Genomic DNA, 13,725 nt, shown 5'->3' on the forward strand with positions numbered 1-13,725 from the left:
AAAGCCCTGCAGGGCGCATCCCACAAGGCTTGGTAAGTATTCTATCTTGCTGATTATAATGTAACATAAAGATGAGGTGCTTATCTCTGCTCAAAAGTGCTCATTGCTGTTCAACATTTGAATAACAATTGGATTTTCAGGTACGACAACATGATTTAAGGCATTGCCATGCCATCTGCGAATGGTACTCTTATCAGCATTTAGCTCATCACCAATTTGCTCCCAAGTAAAGTTGTGAACATAACGGTAACGTAACACCATGCGTTCATCGATATCCGTTACTTTATTAATCACATCTCGAATCTCTGCTTTAAGTGCTACAAGGTGATCCACCTCATCATTAATCTTGATTTGAAGTTCTTCAATTCGCTCCAGATATCTGACAAACAAAGCATCGGTATGCCGTTGTGTCTGTATTCTCTCGCCCCAGCTAGGGGAGGAAACACTGGTCGATAACTCCCTTAGCCTTTCCATTTCCTCAATGTTTGATTGTATTCGTTTATCTAGCCTGTAGGCTTGATGTAAATATTCTTTTGCTTTCATTGTTCGCTCACCTCCGCTTGTAGCTTTTTGATTAGGACGTTCCCATCAACAGAGGTAAGTTCTCTATACCAATCAGAGTGGAAGAACCTCTCCACCTCGTTTTTCATATCTTGTGCCGGTCCATAAAATGGACGTTTCTTTAGTTTCTTTAAGGCATCTCTATAATCCTTAACAGCCATCAAAATAATGGCATTGGCTAAATCTTGATAAGGTTCTGTCATCGCATCACCTCTAAATTCGCCTTTACCGCATCAATCAAGGCATCTTGAGTTTTCTCCTTTTTTGTGAGTGCAAGCAGTACGTCTTCATCGATGGTGTTTTTGGTGATAATGTGGTGAACAATAACTGTATTCTTTTGACCCTGCCTATATAGTCTTGCATTGGTTTGCTGATACAGCTCTAGTGACCAGGTCAGACCAAACCAGATAAGCGTTGAACCTCCGCTTTGAAGATTAAGACCATGACCTGCACTAGCTGGATGAATAACAGCAATGGGTATCTTGCCATCATTCCAATTCTCAATATCCTTTGATGACTGAATTTGCCTTACCGGAAATCGCTCTTTAATCCGTTCTAAATCATGCTTATACCAATAAGCAACAAGGACCGGTTTCCCATTTGCTCCTTCGATTAAATCTTCCAAGGCATCTAGCTTTTTTTCATGAATCACATGAGCTTTATTTTCGCTATCGTATACTGCACCATTTGCCATCTGTAACAGTTTTCCAGAAAGGACTGCCGCATTAACAGCATCAATTTCTTCATCACCTAAGTTAGCAACCATGTCTTCCTTAAAATCTGAATAGACTTTCCATTCTTTTTCACTTAAAGTGACAAACACTTCATTACTGACATATTCAGGCATCTTGAGATAATCGGTAGATTTCATAGAAATAGTGATGTCCGATATTTGTTTGTAGATTTCCTCTTCTGCACCTGGCAGTGGTTTATAAGAAAATATAATCTGTGCGTTTCTCTTATCTGGCTTAAAATAGGTGTTTCGATAATGGCTGATGTAGCGTCCAAGCCTTTGACCCAAATCAAGAATGCGAAACTCTGCCCATAAATCCATCAATCCATTACTGGAGGGAGTGCCGGTAAGACCAACTATTCTTTTTACAGAGGGTCTAACTTTGAGTAGACTCTTAAACCGCTTTGCACCATAGGACTTAAAGGATGACAATTCATCAATGACCACCATATCAAAATGAAAAGGAATACCACTTTTATGAACCAACCAATCCACGTTCTCACGATTGATGATGTATACCGTTGATTGTTTCTTGAGGGCATCGATTCTTTCTTTTTCTGTTCCTACTGCCACCGAATAAGAGAGTCCTTTTAAGTGATCCCACTTTTTTATTTCAGCAGGCCATGTATCTCTTGCTACTCTTAAAGGAGCAATGACTAACACCTTGCAAACGAGAAAGCTATCCAAACACAGATCAAATATGGCGGATAAGGTAATCACACTTTTACCTAAACCCATTTCAAGAAATACAGCCGATATGGGATGGGATAAAATGAATTCAGTAGCATAGCTTTGGTATTCATGTGGATTGTATTTCACTAAGTATCCCTCCAATCTGTTCTATATCATCCAGGCAATAGACCAAAAAGCCTAATGCCTCTAATTGCTTCTTTCTTTTATTCTGTAAAGGACGCATCTTTTTCCCTGTCGCCTTACATTCGACAAAGGCGATTCTTCCCATGGGAAGTAACACGATGCGGTCGGGCATTCCATCTATTCCAGGACTCACAAATTTCGGGGCAATACCTCCCATGCTTTTTACTGTCGCTACCAGTTTTTGTTCTATATATTTTTCTTGCATAAATGACCTCCAACAATTCATCAGGAACAACAAGCACAACTTTTAACGTTTTTTCCTATACGCGCGCATACATACGCTCACGATGCTTTACTACTACTATTTATTAATTTATTACTAAGTAGTAAAACTCTTGTTCCACTCATTCCAGTAAAGCCAAAATGTCGGTAATGACTGGGTTTTTAAGAGAACAAGCATAAGGAACAACTAAAGAACAAGGAACGACCTTACTCATTCTTCTCGTAACAACGTTGCCTACCGTAAAGGGGAAAATTACTTGTTCCATTCTTGTTCCCTTGGTACTTGTTCCACCCATTAATCTTTTTCATAATTCCTGCAATGGCATAGGAGTCCGCAGGCTTCATGGCGGAGGCATCCCTTCCAAAGCATTCACACCAAATTTCCATATTGCAAACAAGCGTACGTTCAACCGTACCGACACGAGATTCCCCACCAAATTCACTACCGTTAAGGTAATTTCTTCGCTCGTATAAGGACAGGGCATTCCAATCATCGGGTAACAGCGTATCGAGGTAAGTGCGAACAAGGCCTTCTCGCTCATCACTTTCCATGGCATCTGCTTGCTCATTCGTTGCTAACTCTACATCACTGCCTTCTAAATAGAGCTTTTCACCTTGGCTATACAGCACCAAAGTTTCTGCCCAAATCTGCTCTACATCGTATACGGACATCTGCCATGCTCTTCTTTTACCGTCACCACTAATACGCACAGGCCAGAATCTACGGTTACCAGTGATATCTCGCAAAAATCCACTCTCTGCATTGGTAGAACCGACAATAATACATTGACGAGGGTGACTTTCAACGTTCACACCATAGCTTGCACGATACTTATCATCTGACCTTGAGATGAAGGATTTCACAACCTCCACATCAGTTTTTCGCATTCCGGCTAGTTCACCCAGTTCTAGGATCCAGTAGCCTTGGAGTTTTTCTGGGCCTGCTTTGTCTTTCATATCGGTGAGGGTTAAACTATCGGAAAACCAATCGCCTGCTAGTTTTGCAAAGAAGGTAGACTTACCGATACCTTGTGGTCCATTTAGAATTAAAACGCTGTCGAATTTCGTACCAGGATGAACAATTCTAGTGACTGCTGCCACCATCATTTTTCTGGTAACGGCTCTAGTATAGGAATTATCTGTTGCATTAAAATAATCAATCAGCAAGGTTTCAACGCGATCGGTTCCATCCCACTCTGGTAGATGATCCAGGTATTCTTTTATAGGATGATAGGATCGCTCTGCTGCGACTGCTAGTATTGCGTCCTTTGTTTTGGTTGGGGAGTAGATGCCATATTTATTAGACAGATAAACTTTAAGGGCTGCATTATCTGAATCATTCCAGCCGCCCTTCATCTGTTCCCAAGGCAGTCCGTCTCTTGCATCGATTCCATCACGGTGCTTATTAAAAGCAATGGATTCTAGTTCTGAATCGTTACGGATGATGAGAACGATATTATCCAAGGTGTCCTTAATCTTTCCTTGCTTATCCAGCTCAAGTGCTGTCTGCCAGTTATCTTCAGTAAAATCGATTGTTGCCTGTTCCATCCGCTCTTTCATAAACTGTGCTTTTACTTCATCGTCTTGGATGGCAAATTCGCACATATTGATAAAGGATGGGAGTTTACTTGGAGGTGTGCTTTCTGTCGCTCGATCATCTAAATGACCAAACTTGTGAATGCGAACAAGGTCAAAAGCATTAAGCAGCCTCCCACTTGCAGGATCTGTTGCGTGGTGAGAATAGGCAAACTTATCATCATAGAGGATAACCCCTGCACTGGAGTCAGCCGGGATATAATCATAGCGACCAACCATTACTGAAGGCTCGTATATATCCTTTAAGAACGTATCGATTGCAGTGCTTACTGAGTAGCTACGACAAAAAGTACCGATAACTCCCTCTTTTGAAAGTGGATCGGCTTGTTCTTTTAATGAGCGATCAAGTACTTCTGACTGCCTAGAGGATACGGGCCAAGTACTGGTGTCTCGCCAATCATCGTATTTATTTAGAAATTCATCAGGATCAAGGAGAGAACCATCTTTTTCCTCATACACAAACACACCGTTTCTTGAAGTAGACGGCCAATACATCAATCTTTCCGGTTCATAGGTAGTGTCATCAAATAGATCGATGCCTACTTCCTTTGCTACCATACGGCTGACCGCGGCATATTCGTCTTCTCCCACATCACGCGAGAGAGGAATGATTAGTCTAAGCCTTGGATTTTCTGGGGTATGCTTATGGGTAGAATAGATACAGCACTGATACGGAAAGAATATACATATTTCACCCCATATGCTACTTGTACCATAGTCCATATCAAGGGTTAGCATGGAGCGTGACAGCACATTACCTTTTTTACGTCTGCCGTCTTTTAAATGACCGCCAACAAAACCGCCGACATCTTTGATTGAATCCTGTCCGCCCTTTTTCATCTTACGGTATTCTTCCACGGTTTCAGTAGTACGCTGTGTGGTCTTAACCCGGGAGCAAAAGTCCTCCCAGCTGATATCTGTGTTTTTCCATTTCTTATCCATTCGGCTGTTGCCGTATGCTATCTTCATAGAGACTCTACCTCCTCAAAATCTTTATTAAAGTATCTAACCGGCTGTCTGCGCTTCTTTGCTTTTTCAATTTCAATACTCATACCTCTTGAAATCACATCACCTAGAACCCAGACCTCTTGGCATTTGCCCATCAGGATAATATCCATAAAAATTGCGAGGTCACGTTCCTGTTCATTGTTATCATCCATGAACTGTGGAAACATAAGGTGAGGAGCAAGCGGGATGTTCCCCTTATCGAAAGCAAAACGGCAGAACTCCCGTGTCCGCTTATTATTGATTTCTATATCTCCGCTAAAAGGAGAGCAGATATAGACAAGAGGCTTAAAGGCAGCTTTTGCTGCTGCCCTTTCCTCACGGGTGATATTACTAAGTGCTTTATGAGGAGTTGGGTCATGATACCCTTCTGCATTTTTCATATTGATTCCCATATCACACCTCCATCTCAATCTGCGGATAAATACCATCCGCTTTCAACTGTTCATAGATAAAGAGTCTGCCTTTTTGTGTCCACTTGGTATGCACTTTCGTATGTTGGATACCTTTGCTATCTTCATAAATGTGAGTGTTAGTCTTGGTATATCCATTTGGAGCATACTTTTGATAGAGAAGCCAAATAGTTCCTTGTTTGTACTGAATGCCTTTTTCATGAAGGTATTCGTTCATGCGCATGGCACTCCAGCCGTAATCTTTGGCAATCACAGAGATATTGACTGCATCCCTGCATTTAAGAACCACATCATAGTAAGTAGCCTTGGGTTTCATCTCAGCAATTTGCTGCTGACCAATCGCAACGGCTGCCATCAATTCCTTGTTCTTTTCACGTTCCTCTTTCAGTGCAGTAAATGCAGCAATGGCAAGGTCAGGATTTGCGATTAAATCATCTGTTGCATAAAGTCCATGTTTGCGAATAGCAGGGAGGACTTCATTGGTGACCCATCGCTTAAACTTTTTTGCATTTGGCATCTTGCTGGAGAGTATGAGGCTATAAAGGCCGGATTCGTTTATCGCAATCATCGTTTGATTTCTTCCGATGGCGTCACGAATCGTTACGTCATCCTTATCCTCTTCATCAATGTGGTCGATCAAAGCTTTGCGAGTATTTGCATAACCAAGAATGCTTGCTACATCCTTGCCAACAAAATATGGTTGCCCGCCAATCGTTGTAGTACGTACAGAGCCGAACTCTGCATTTTTGTAAACTTGTAATTCCATTCGAATTACCTCCTTGTGTTTTTTTGGAGGTCTTGACCTCCTACCTAGTAGCCTTGGGAGAAGGTCAAATCTGACGGTTTTCATATTCTTCTTGTAATTTCTTTGTGGCTCGCTTTAATTTCTGAGTAATATTGTTTTCACTTACACCGATGGAACTGGCATATTCTCGAATCGACATACCGTCAATGCGTACTGCAATGAACATATCTGCCCAGTCCTGCTTTTTACCAAGAGCGGTGCGTATCCATTGGCAGACAGATTCGTACTCATCTTGGAGACTCCGTTCTATCTCCTGAGAGTTATCAGCGAAAGTATCCATGACATCAGTTTCATCTTCAGCCTGATCATCTTTACGATAAGGAGTCTTTGGCTTGCCAAGATGCCTATGATAGCGGCGCCAATGGTTGTATTCCTTGTTGTTCATGAGGTCGAACATTTCCTGTAGAGTCTCGCAGCGTTTCACCTCGGATTTCTTTTCAGGCTTTGCCTCTGCAAGACGTTGCTCATAGTCGATATCCAGCATGACGCTGTAATCTCCATCTGGAATTTCAATTGTGGTGTAGTTCTTGTGACCATTTTTGATGTTGTCTTCATATAAAACTCGAATCTTCATAAAGTATTCCTTTCCGCCTAGTCATTGGGCGGCGAAATACAAAAAGAGCCTGTAGTGAAGATGACCACAGACTCCGCTTGTCCTAAAAAAGGGCACACGAAATAACGGTGGGTGCATCTTCATTCCAAACACAGTCTTTGTCACTGTGTTCTGAACTCTTATGCATCCCGCCGTCCGTATGCGCACTAGGACTTTGAGATTGATTTTGTTGAGCGATAACTGCTCTGGATAGATTTCTCCCTTAGGGAGGATAGGTAGGCTGATTATTCAAATCTGTCTCTACATATCATTTGTTTTGAAAATTACTTTTTCTTGCTTGGTCTTGTTTGACTTAAAGCACTGCCAGCAACCGACTTTGCTTTCTTGCTGTAGCGACCATCATTAAGAATTTTGCTTGCTTTTGATGCCACTCTTTTTGATGTTTGCTTTGAATTTTTTCGTATTATGTTCACCTCCTACATCTAATGAATTTCAAAGATAATCCTTTGATACTTCTATTATCACTGATTATTAATTCTTAAAATATGGATACAGTAGGGATGGAATATGGAAAGAGTATGGGAATTAAAAAAGAACAAATCGAGTAGGAGATGAGAGATTAATTCCCTCACCGACCTCTCACACCACCGTACGTACGGTTCCGTATACGGCGGTTCAGTTTTACATGACATGTTTTGTCTGATAATATGAACTTGCGGATAGTAAGCCAAATCTTGCTAATCGCTCATTTGTTATGGTAGTGGTTAAAACCCAAGAGTAGGCTATTCTGGCATATGATTTGCTAGAATAGCTGTTTTTGTATGCTTCATTTGTCGACATTCCGAGCTTGCGTAACTGCTTTCGTCGGTTTTTAGGTGTTTTCCATAGTTTCCAAATGCACATCCGCAAACGTACTCGTAGATTACTATCAATTTTATCTAGTACCATTTTCATTCTGGCTATCCTAAAGTAATTGACCCATCCACGAATATTCTCATTGATTTTCTGAACACGGTACTTTGTGTTCACTCCCCAACTACGTTTAGTGAGATACTTGATTTTCTTACGAAAATTATTGATGGCAATCTCATGTGGCTTTGGAAGATACTTTCTTTCCTTCCTTCCCCAGAAGAATCCGAAGCCTAGAAACTTAAACTCGGGATTATTTGGTCTTACAATCTTAGACTTCTCGGCATTTACAATTAGCCCTAGCTTATCCTCAATAAATCGCACAATATTACGCATGACTCGTCTTGCAGACATCTCACTTTTGACAAGTATGATACAATCATCGGCATATCTTACAAAACGTAATCGACGTGACTCGAGTTCTTTATCTAGCTCATTGAGCATAATGTTACTGAGTAACGGGGATAAGTTCCCACCTTGAGGTGTACCCATCGTTGATTCAATATCACCTTCATCTGTACGAATCCCACTCACCAAATATTTTCTGATAAGCGATATGACGTCGCCATCTTCTATTGTTCGAGCCACAAGATTCATAAGGCGGTCATGATGAACGGTATCAAAGAATCGCTCCAAATCAATATCCACTACCCATTGATAGCCTTCATTCATATATTCTAACGCCTGCTGAATGGCCATTTCAGCTCGTTTACGAGGGCGAAAACCATAGCTGTATTGGCTAAACTCAGCGTCGAATATAGGCGTGATGACTTGAGATATTGCTTGTTGGATTACACGGTCGACGACCGTGGGTATTCCCAATAAACGTACACCGCCATTAGGTTTTGGTATTTCCACTCTCAGAACTGGTTGGGGGTTGTATTGTCGTTGAAGTATTTGTTTTCTCACCTCTAGGCCATTTCGTACAAAATAAGCTTTCACCTCATCGACAGTCATACCATCGACGCCAGGTTTTCCTTTATTTCTCCGCACTTGTCCAATTGCCAGTTCAATATTTTCGTGACTTAATACCTCCTTCATCAAGTTCTTTGTATACATGTCTGTTAGTCCTTTCTGTTTCGTGAAGTCGGTATCTACTTTTACGCTCAATGCCAGTAGTCCTTTGCCTGCTTCCAATTGAGAATTCTTAACAATAAAACTGTTCAGCCCTTCACTCCTTCTACCTTTCGATAGACGTCTTCATTACTATGGCTTCGGCTGACTTCTCACGTTCCAGTCCTATATCACTATAAGAGTTTGGTGCAGAGACGTGAGACCTCCCCAGTTAAGGTACAAACTCTTCCTCTCTATCTATCCGCCACATTTACACCACTTGATTATGTCAGTAACTATTGGGCTTCAACTTCTTTTGCAGCCTTACCCTCAAGTGTCGCCTTTTATGTGATTTCTGTTCGTCGGACCAGAGATTTGCCTTAGACTTCCTTCAGATTCCACCTCGCGATGGACACCCTTGTCTTTAGCTATACGTTTTCCGTTACTGGGACACGTTAGGGACTTTAACCCTTAAGAGTTTGCCCATGCTGGGCAAACAAAAATAGCCCCCTGCATTTCTGCAGGAGGCATAATTGATGCTTAGAACTAATCTATAAATAATTCAGGCATATTAAATTGTATATCGTGTGCTTCAGTTTCTACACCGACATTACCACATGTCAGTATCGAACGGTGAATTTGTATTTCACCATCAACTTCTATTAAATATTTATTCTGATTAGTTGGTTCTTCTATATATTTTGAAGATTCTCGTGAAAAACCACTTTGTTGAAGAAAAATAGTCAAAGGATTTGTTGTACCGTATTCCACATATTCATACCAATCATTTTGGAAATGATCTACTTGATGTACATCCTTATATTCCAGGGAAAATTTCCTAAAATAATTTGAGATACTAAATAAAAGGACATTTTCAATTACACCAAGTGTTTCAGAAATAATATAGTTTTTGTGGGATTTGGAGTTCTTATTATAAACATCAGCCATTTTCATATTGCCAACCCATACACCTGAATTTGGATTTTTCTCTTTATATTTAAGTGCATGGTATATAATCTGACTAAGGCCATTGCCCCTAATCCATCTTAATAGGATAACTGCATACCACCTGACAACAGAGTCCTCTCTATAGGTACCTGATTTTCCTATCGTACGTTTTTCATAAATATCCCATTTGAAAACCTTTCGAAGTTTCATGAGGAAATCGACTAATTCTTCAAAATCAACCTCATCATTTTCTCCTGTTAATTTTGGATATTCTTGTCCACTTTCAACAAGCTCTCTTAAATTGATAATTTGGTCGTATGAAAAATTGATATCGTCACTTGTCTTTTCGACAGGAAAGTTTTCTTTTATTTTATATTCACTTTCTTCATCTAATAGCGATGAAAAAGCTTCTCGTATAGGTGTAATATTATCCTCTGCAATATCTTTGGTAAAAATCATTGCAAATTTACGTAGAGCATCAAAGTCCTTTTCTGTAGCTGCTTCACGAACCTTAGTCAATTCCATATCACCACGAGCTAAATCATCAACTACCAAGCTTAAATATTTTTTGTTATCTATTAAGTTAATGGAAATCTCTTGTTTTGGAACATCGTTTTGAAGTAAATCAATATAATTCTGAGTTTTAAGTCTGTCCTCCATGCGAATCAAGAACACATTTCCATATAAATTATATTTTATGCGCCCAACACGTCCTACTAAGTTTCTAAATTCCACCTCATCCATATTAGAATTTCCGTTTCTATAGCTTGTAATAAATAAATTGTCTGCTGGTAGATTTACTCCTTCAACAAGTGTGCTAGTACAGAATATTGTTCTTAGAATACCATCAACAAAACTCTTCTCTATTCTTAATCGGATGTTGGTAGGGAGGTATCCGACATGATATGCTACGCCTCGTTGTATTAAATCAGCAAGATAACAATCATTATGGACTTCATTACGGATATCATTAGCTAATGAGATAAGTTTCTCATCATCTTTAATAGGAAGTTTGCTTGCATATTGTACAGCATAATCGACAACTTTTTGTCTCGAATTACAATAGATAATGTTTTGTTGTGTGGATCCAACTCGATTAACAATATCACTCAGCTCATCTTCTTGTGGTATTTTTCCTATAGATGATAATGATTTTGAATAATCATTATAAAAATAAGCTTGACCTTCGCACAAATCTAGAAAATATTTAAACTGGCATACCGGTGTATATTTTGATGCTAGTTTTTTCACTTCATCTATATTGATTTTTGGTATCAAACTGAGGTATACCTCAGGGTTTGGAATATTTGGAGACGCAAAAATTACTGTTGGCATTTCCTTCATCTTAGATAGCTGTGCAATCACTTTATAGTAATATGTACTCCGCCCTCCTCTATCAGATATTTTGTGAGCCTCATCTATAAATAGGAAATCTATTTTTATCTGTGGCTTGCCTATCATCATATGCAGTAGACGTTCAGGAGTCATAACAAAAATGAAGCTGTGTTCTTGTTGTAATACAATATCTCCAGATGCACTGACAACACGATAATTTGTCTCTTTTAGCTTTTCTTGAAGACTTCCAATTATTTCACTTCTGACTTCGTTTATCAAAGCTTTAGTGGGTACAAGAATAGCGAAATTCTTGGTTGAACCATTTTCTATTTGTTGTTTAATATATGTTTGTACGACAAATGATTTTCCCATAGAAGTAGGTCCAGAATAGCTAAAGTACTTGTAATTTAATCCATCATACACATCTTTCTGATCATGAAAAAAATAACTGCCCTCTTCACCTGGTATTTGTAACCTAGATTTATCATACTCAAAATACAAACCATCAAACACATTAGAAGTTTGAAATCCCTCAATATAAGTGGATTTCAAGCCACGATAATTACCAACTGTCGAAAGAACAGAACCGAGGTAATACTTTACTGCTAAATCCTCTGGATAAACAATACTTAACAAAATCACGAGTTCCTGACCCCACAAGCGATGTTCATCACGTTTATCTGGAAGGGTGGATTTTGCTAACAAATCTGCAAATCTTAATGCATCTTTTATATTTATTTCTTTTTGCTGTTTTCTTAACTTAAACAGATTGATTGAATAATCATAAAGCAATGATTCGTATATTTCTTTCAAATAATCATTCTTGTCAATATCTCTATACAGTGCTTCGGCAAGAGTCTGATTTCTTGGTGTTTGCATCCTCCTACCTCCCATCAAGCATTTCCGATATGATACTGCTCTTCTCTAATGGAGCATCATTAAAGGGCACAACGTAAAAATAAAAATTATACCCACTCATACCGTTATCAAAAATTTTCTGTTCAATATACGGCTTTAGAGCAGAAATATCTCTCTTCATCTGTTCTTTGACTGCAATACGATACTTGTTATTATTAGTTTCTGTGTAGCCTAACGAAAGTGTATAACCAAGGAAAACACCAAAGGCCATATCTGGTTTTGCTACACTAGCTTTATTAGGTATCAGAAGATTAACCATATAATTTGTTGTATCAGAATCATAGATACTTCCATGCGTGGTGTTCTCCACCATCTTTAATTCAGTGTCACTGTTACTTTCAATCTCAATAATCTTATCGAATGCACGGTCGATCGCTATGGCTAAATCTCCATGAACATCTGATGCTCCAAAGACAAGCTGATGGAATAGCTGGCCATTATCATTTATAGCAAGTAGGTGAACCCCATCACTTTTACTTTCGATGCTTCTACCCAGATCATTTATTTCGATTTTGCTCATTATTTTAGGTGCATTTAGCTCTTGTTCCATAAATACATAAAGGAGCATTTCTCCTAGGACCGTTTCTGCAGAGGCTCCATAAGCTTGCATAAATTTAACTAAAGCTTGTGAACCTATAGCATAACTTTTCTTTGAAGTAATAAGTCTGTTTGTTTTCGCTCTAGAAAATACATAGTTTCCTATGTTATCCACAAGATATTCCTTTAGCGCCCTAAACTTAAACTTGCAATTATTAGCGTCAACACCGTATATATGTACATTGGATGGATTAGATAAACCAAATATATTTATAGAGGACACTTTTTCAAATACCCTCTCAAAAGTCGGGTCATGTAAAGTCTTATGTAAAGGGATTTGAGATTCAGCTTTTGCACTTTCAAAATAAATCTGCTCATCAGATAGGTCAAAAGACTCTACATAACTTTTATCAATTTCTTTTATTGCTTTTTTACATTCTTGGTTTTTAACTTCAATTATCGCAAAGTAAAATACGGATGCCAAAAGAGCAGATAAGCTAAATGTAGAATTATTTATGATGTTATTTTTTTCATAGCCCTTAATATATCCAATCACAGTTTGATCTTGAATATTTGAATCCTCACGCAAAATTTCTTTAATAGCACGAACTACCGATTCACGCTTACTATCTTTTATTAATTTTACTACTTTATTTTCAAATACTCTCTCTGCATCTTCAAATGATGTATCTCTAGCAGCGGCAATCACATCTGGTGGTACATTATTCCGGCCACTTTTGAGATGTCCAGGCAAGGAACTATCAAAAGAATTTGTTGTTTGAGAATAAGAAGAAAAGATGGCATCGCACAACAAATCATTCGTAACTTTTTGGTTACGAGCTTGATACAATATGTGCATAAGTGTACCAAAACATAATCGTTTCATTGCGATGCCTCCTATTATTCTATTACAGCAATTTTTATATAATCGATCGACTCCATCACCATGACTATGCTTAATCATTAGACTCAGAGTATCTACAGTCTAGCTTGGAAGGGTTCTCTTCTATATAAAATGATAGCTCCTTGTATATTTCATTATAAAATAGAGCTTTTACGACATCCCTAAAAGAGTTTATTTCCCCATTCCTCCAACTCTAAAGTTCCATTTCATTCAGTATCTCCTTAAGCTTTTTAAGTTCTTCTACGCTTAAGGTTACACCTTTGCCCATTTTCTCCTGTTCAGGTGCCCAATCTCTGATGTCATATTTAGGTTCCCTGTCATTCCAGCTGATTAAATTCAGCTCAATAAATTGGTCTT

13 protein-coding genes are annotated in these 13,725 nt (G+C 38.9%); all 13 read right to left on the reverse strand.

What is annotated here, in order from left to right; all coding sequences use genetic code 11:
• Positions 1-90: 90 nt before the first annotated feature.
• Complete coding sequence (locus tag AOC36_RS06795) at positions 91-543, reverse strand: DUF1492 domain-containing protein (protein ID WP_018659555.1); 453 nt, start codon at positions 541-543, stop codon at positions 91-93.
• Entirely contained in the window at positions 540-764 is a 225-nt protein-coding gene (locus AOC36_RS06800) for a hypothetical protein (protein WP_067632716.1), read from the reverse strand. Before AOC36_RS06800 ends, AOC36_RS06795 begins: the two co-directional genes overlap by 4 nt.
• A complete protein-coding gene (locus AOC36_RS06805) occupies positions 761-2,113 on the reverse strand; it encodes a DEAD/DEAH box helicase (RefSeq protein ID WP_067632718.1) in 1,353 nt (450 codons plus the stop codon). Before AOC36_RS06805 ends, AOC36_RS06800 begins: the two co-directional genes overlap by 4 nt.
• Positions 2,094-2,375, reverse strand: a complete 282-nt coding sequence (locus tag AOC36_RS06810; RefSeq protein ID WP_067632720.1) for a VRR-NUC domain-containing protein — start codon at positions 2,373-2,375, stop codon at positions 2,094-2,096. The genes AOC36_RS06805 and AOC36_RS06810 overlap by 20 nt, the downstream gene beginning before the upstream one ends.
• Positions 2,376-2,599: 224 nt before the next feature.
• Positions 2,600-4,957: a virulence-associated E family protein gene (locus AOC36_RS06815; RefSeq protein ID WP_067632722.1), complete on the reverse strand. Its 2,358-nt coding sequence runs from the start codon at positions 4,955-4,957 to the stop codon at positions 2,600-2,602.
• Positions 4,954-5,388 carry a DUF7768 domain-containing protein gene (locus AOC36_RS06820; RefSeq protein ID WP_067632724.1) on the reverse strand — a complete coding sequence of 145 codons (435 nt, stop codon included), beginning with the start codon at positions 5,386-5,388 and terminating at the stop codon, positions 4,954-4,956. The genes AOC36_RS06815 and AOC36_RS06820 overlap by 4 nt, the downstream gene beginning before the upstream one ends.
• 1 nt (position 5,389) lies before the next feature.
• A complete protein-coding gene (locus AOC36_RS06825; RefSeq protein WP_067632726.1) occupies positions 5,390-6,172 on the reverse strand; it encodes a phage antirepressor KilAC domain-containing protein in 783 nt (260 codons plus the stop codon).
• Between the two features lie 64 nt (positions 6,173-6,236).
• A complete protein-coding gene (locus tag AOC36_RS06830; RefSeq protein ID WP_067632728.1) occupies positions 6,237-6,785 on the reverse strand; it encodes an RNA polymerase sigma factor in 549 nt (182 codons plus the stop codon).
• A 302-nt stretch (positions 6,786-7,087) separates the two neighbouring features.
• Entirely contained in the window at positions 7,088-7,237 is a 150-nt protein-coding gene (locus tag AOC36_RS12205; RefSeq protein WP_157777157.1) for a hypothetical protein, read from the reverse strand.
• Between the two features lie 208 nt (positions 7,238-7,445).
• The gene (ltrA, locus tag AOC36_RS06835; protein ID WP_198401162.1) at positions 7,446-8,810 is read right to left on the reverse strand and encodes a group II intron reverse transcriptase/maturase; all 1,365 of its coding nucleotides are present in this window, start codon (positions 8,808-8,810) and stop codon (positions 7,446-7,448) included.
• 462 nt (positions 8,811-9,272) lie between these two features.
• Positions 9,273-11,888 carry a DEAD/DEAH box helicase gene (locus tag AOC36_RS06840; RefSeq protein ID WP_067632730.1) on the reverse strand — a complete coding sequence of 872 codons (2,616 nt, stop codon included), beginning with the start codon at positions 11,886-11,888 and terminating at the stop codon, positions 9,273-9,275.
• Positions 11,889-11,892: 4 nt separating this feature from the next.
• Positions 11,893-13,350, reverse strand: coding sequence for a HamA C-terminal domain-containing protein (locus tag AOC36_RS06845; protein ID WP_067632732.1), 1,458 nt, complete (start codon positions 13,348-13,350; stop codon positions 11,893-11,895).
• 211 nt (positions 13,351-13,561) lie between these two features.
• Entirely contained in the window at positions 13,562-13,714 is a 153-nt protein-coding gene (locus AOC36_RS11965; RefSeq protein ID WP_078055180.1) for a YdbC family protein, read from the reverse strand.
• Positions 13,715-13,725: the final 11 nt, after the last annotated feature.

The sequence above is a fragment of the Erysipelothrix larvae genome (assembly GCF_001545095.1).
Taxonomy (GTDB): Bacteria; Bacillota_I; Bacilli_A; order Erysipelotrichales; family Erysipelotrichaceae; genus Erysipelothrix; species Erysipelothrix larvae.

Coding starts and splice junctions, on each gene's coding strand:
- AOC36_RS06815 (WP_067632722.1), bottom strand. CDS start 4,957: ATGAAGATAGCATACGGCAACAGCCGAATGGATAAGAAATGGAAAAAC.
- AOC36_RS06800 (WP_067632716.1), bottom strand. CDS start 764: ATGACAGAACCTTATCAAGATTTAGCCAATGCCATTATTTTGATGGCT.
- AOC36_RS06845 (WP_067632732.1), bottom strand. CDS start 13,350: ATGAAACGATTATGTTTTGGTACACTTATGCACATATTGTATCAAGCT.
- AOC36_RS06840 (WP_067632730.1), bottom strand. CDS start 11,888: ATGCAAACACCAAGAAATCAGACTCTTGCCGAAGCACTGTATAGAGAT.
- AOC36_RS06810 (WP_067632720.1), bottom strand. CDS start 2,375: ATGCAAGAAAAATATATAGAACAAAAACTGGTAGCGACAGTAAAAAGC.
- AOC36_RS06825 (WP_067632726.1), bottom strand. CDS start 6,172: ATGGAATTACAAGTTTACAAAAATGCAGAGTTCGGCTCTGTACGTACT.
- AOC36_RS06830 (WP_067632728.1), bottom strand. CDS start 6,785: ATGAAGATTCGAGTTTTATATGAAGACAACATCAAAAATGGTCACAAG.
- AOC36_RS06795 (WP_018659555.1), bottom strand. CDS start 543: ATGAAAGCAAAAGAATATTTACATCAAGCCTACAGGCTAGATAAACGA.
- AOC36_RS06820 (WP_067632724.1), bottom strand. CDS start 5,388: ATGGGAATCAATATGAAAAATGCAGAAGGGTATCATGACCCAACTCCT.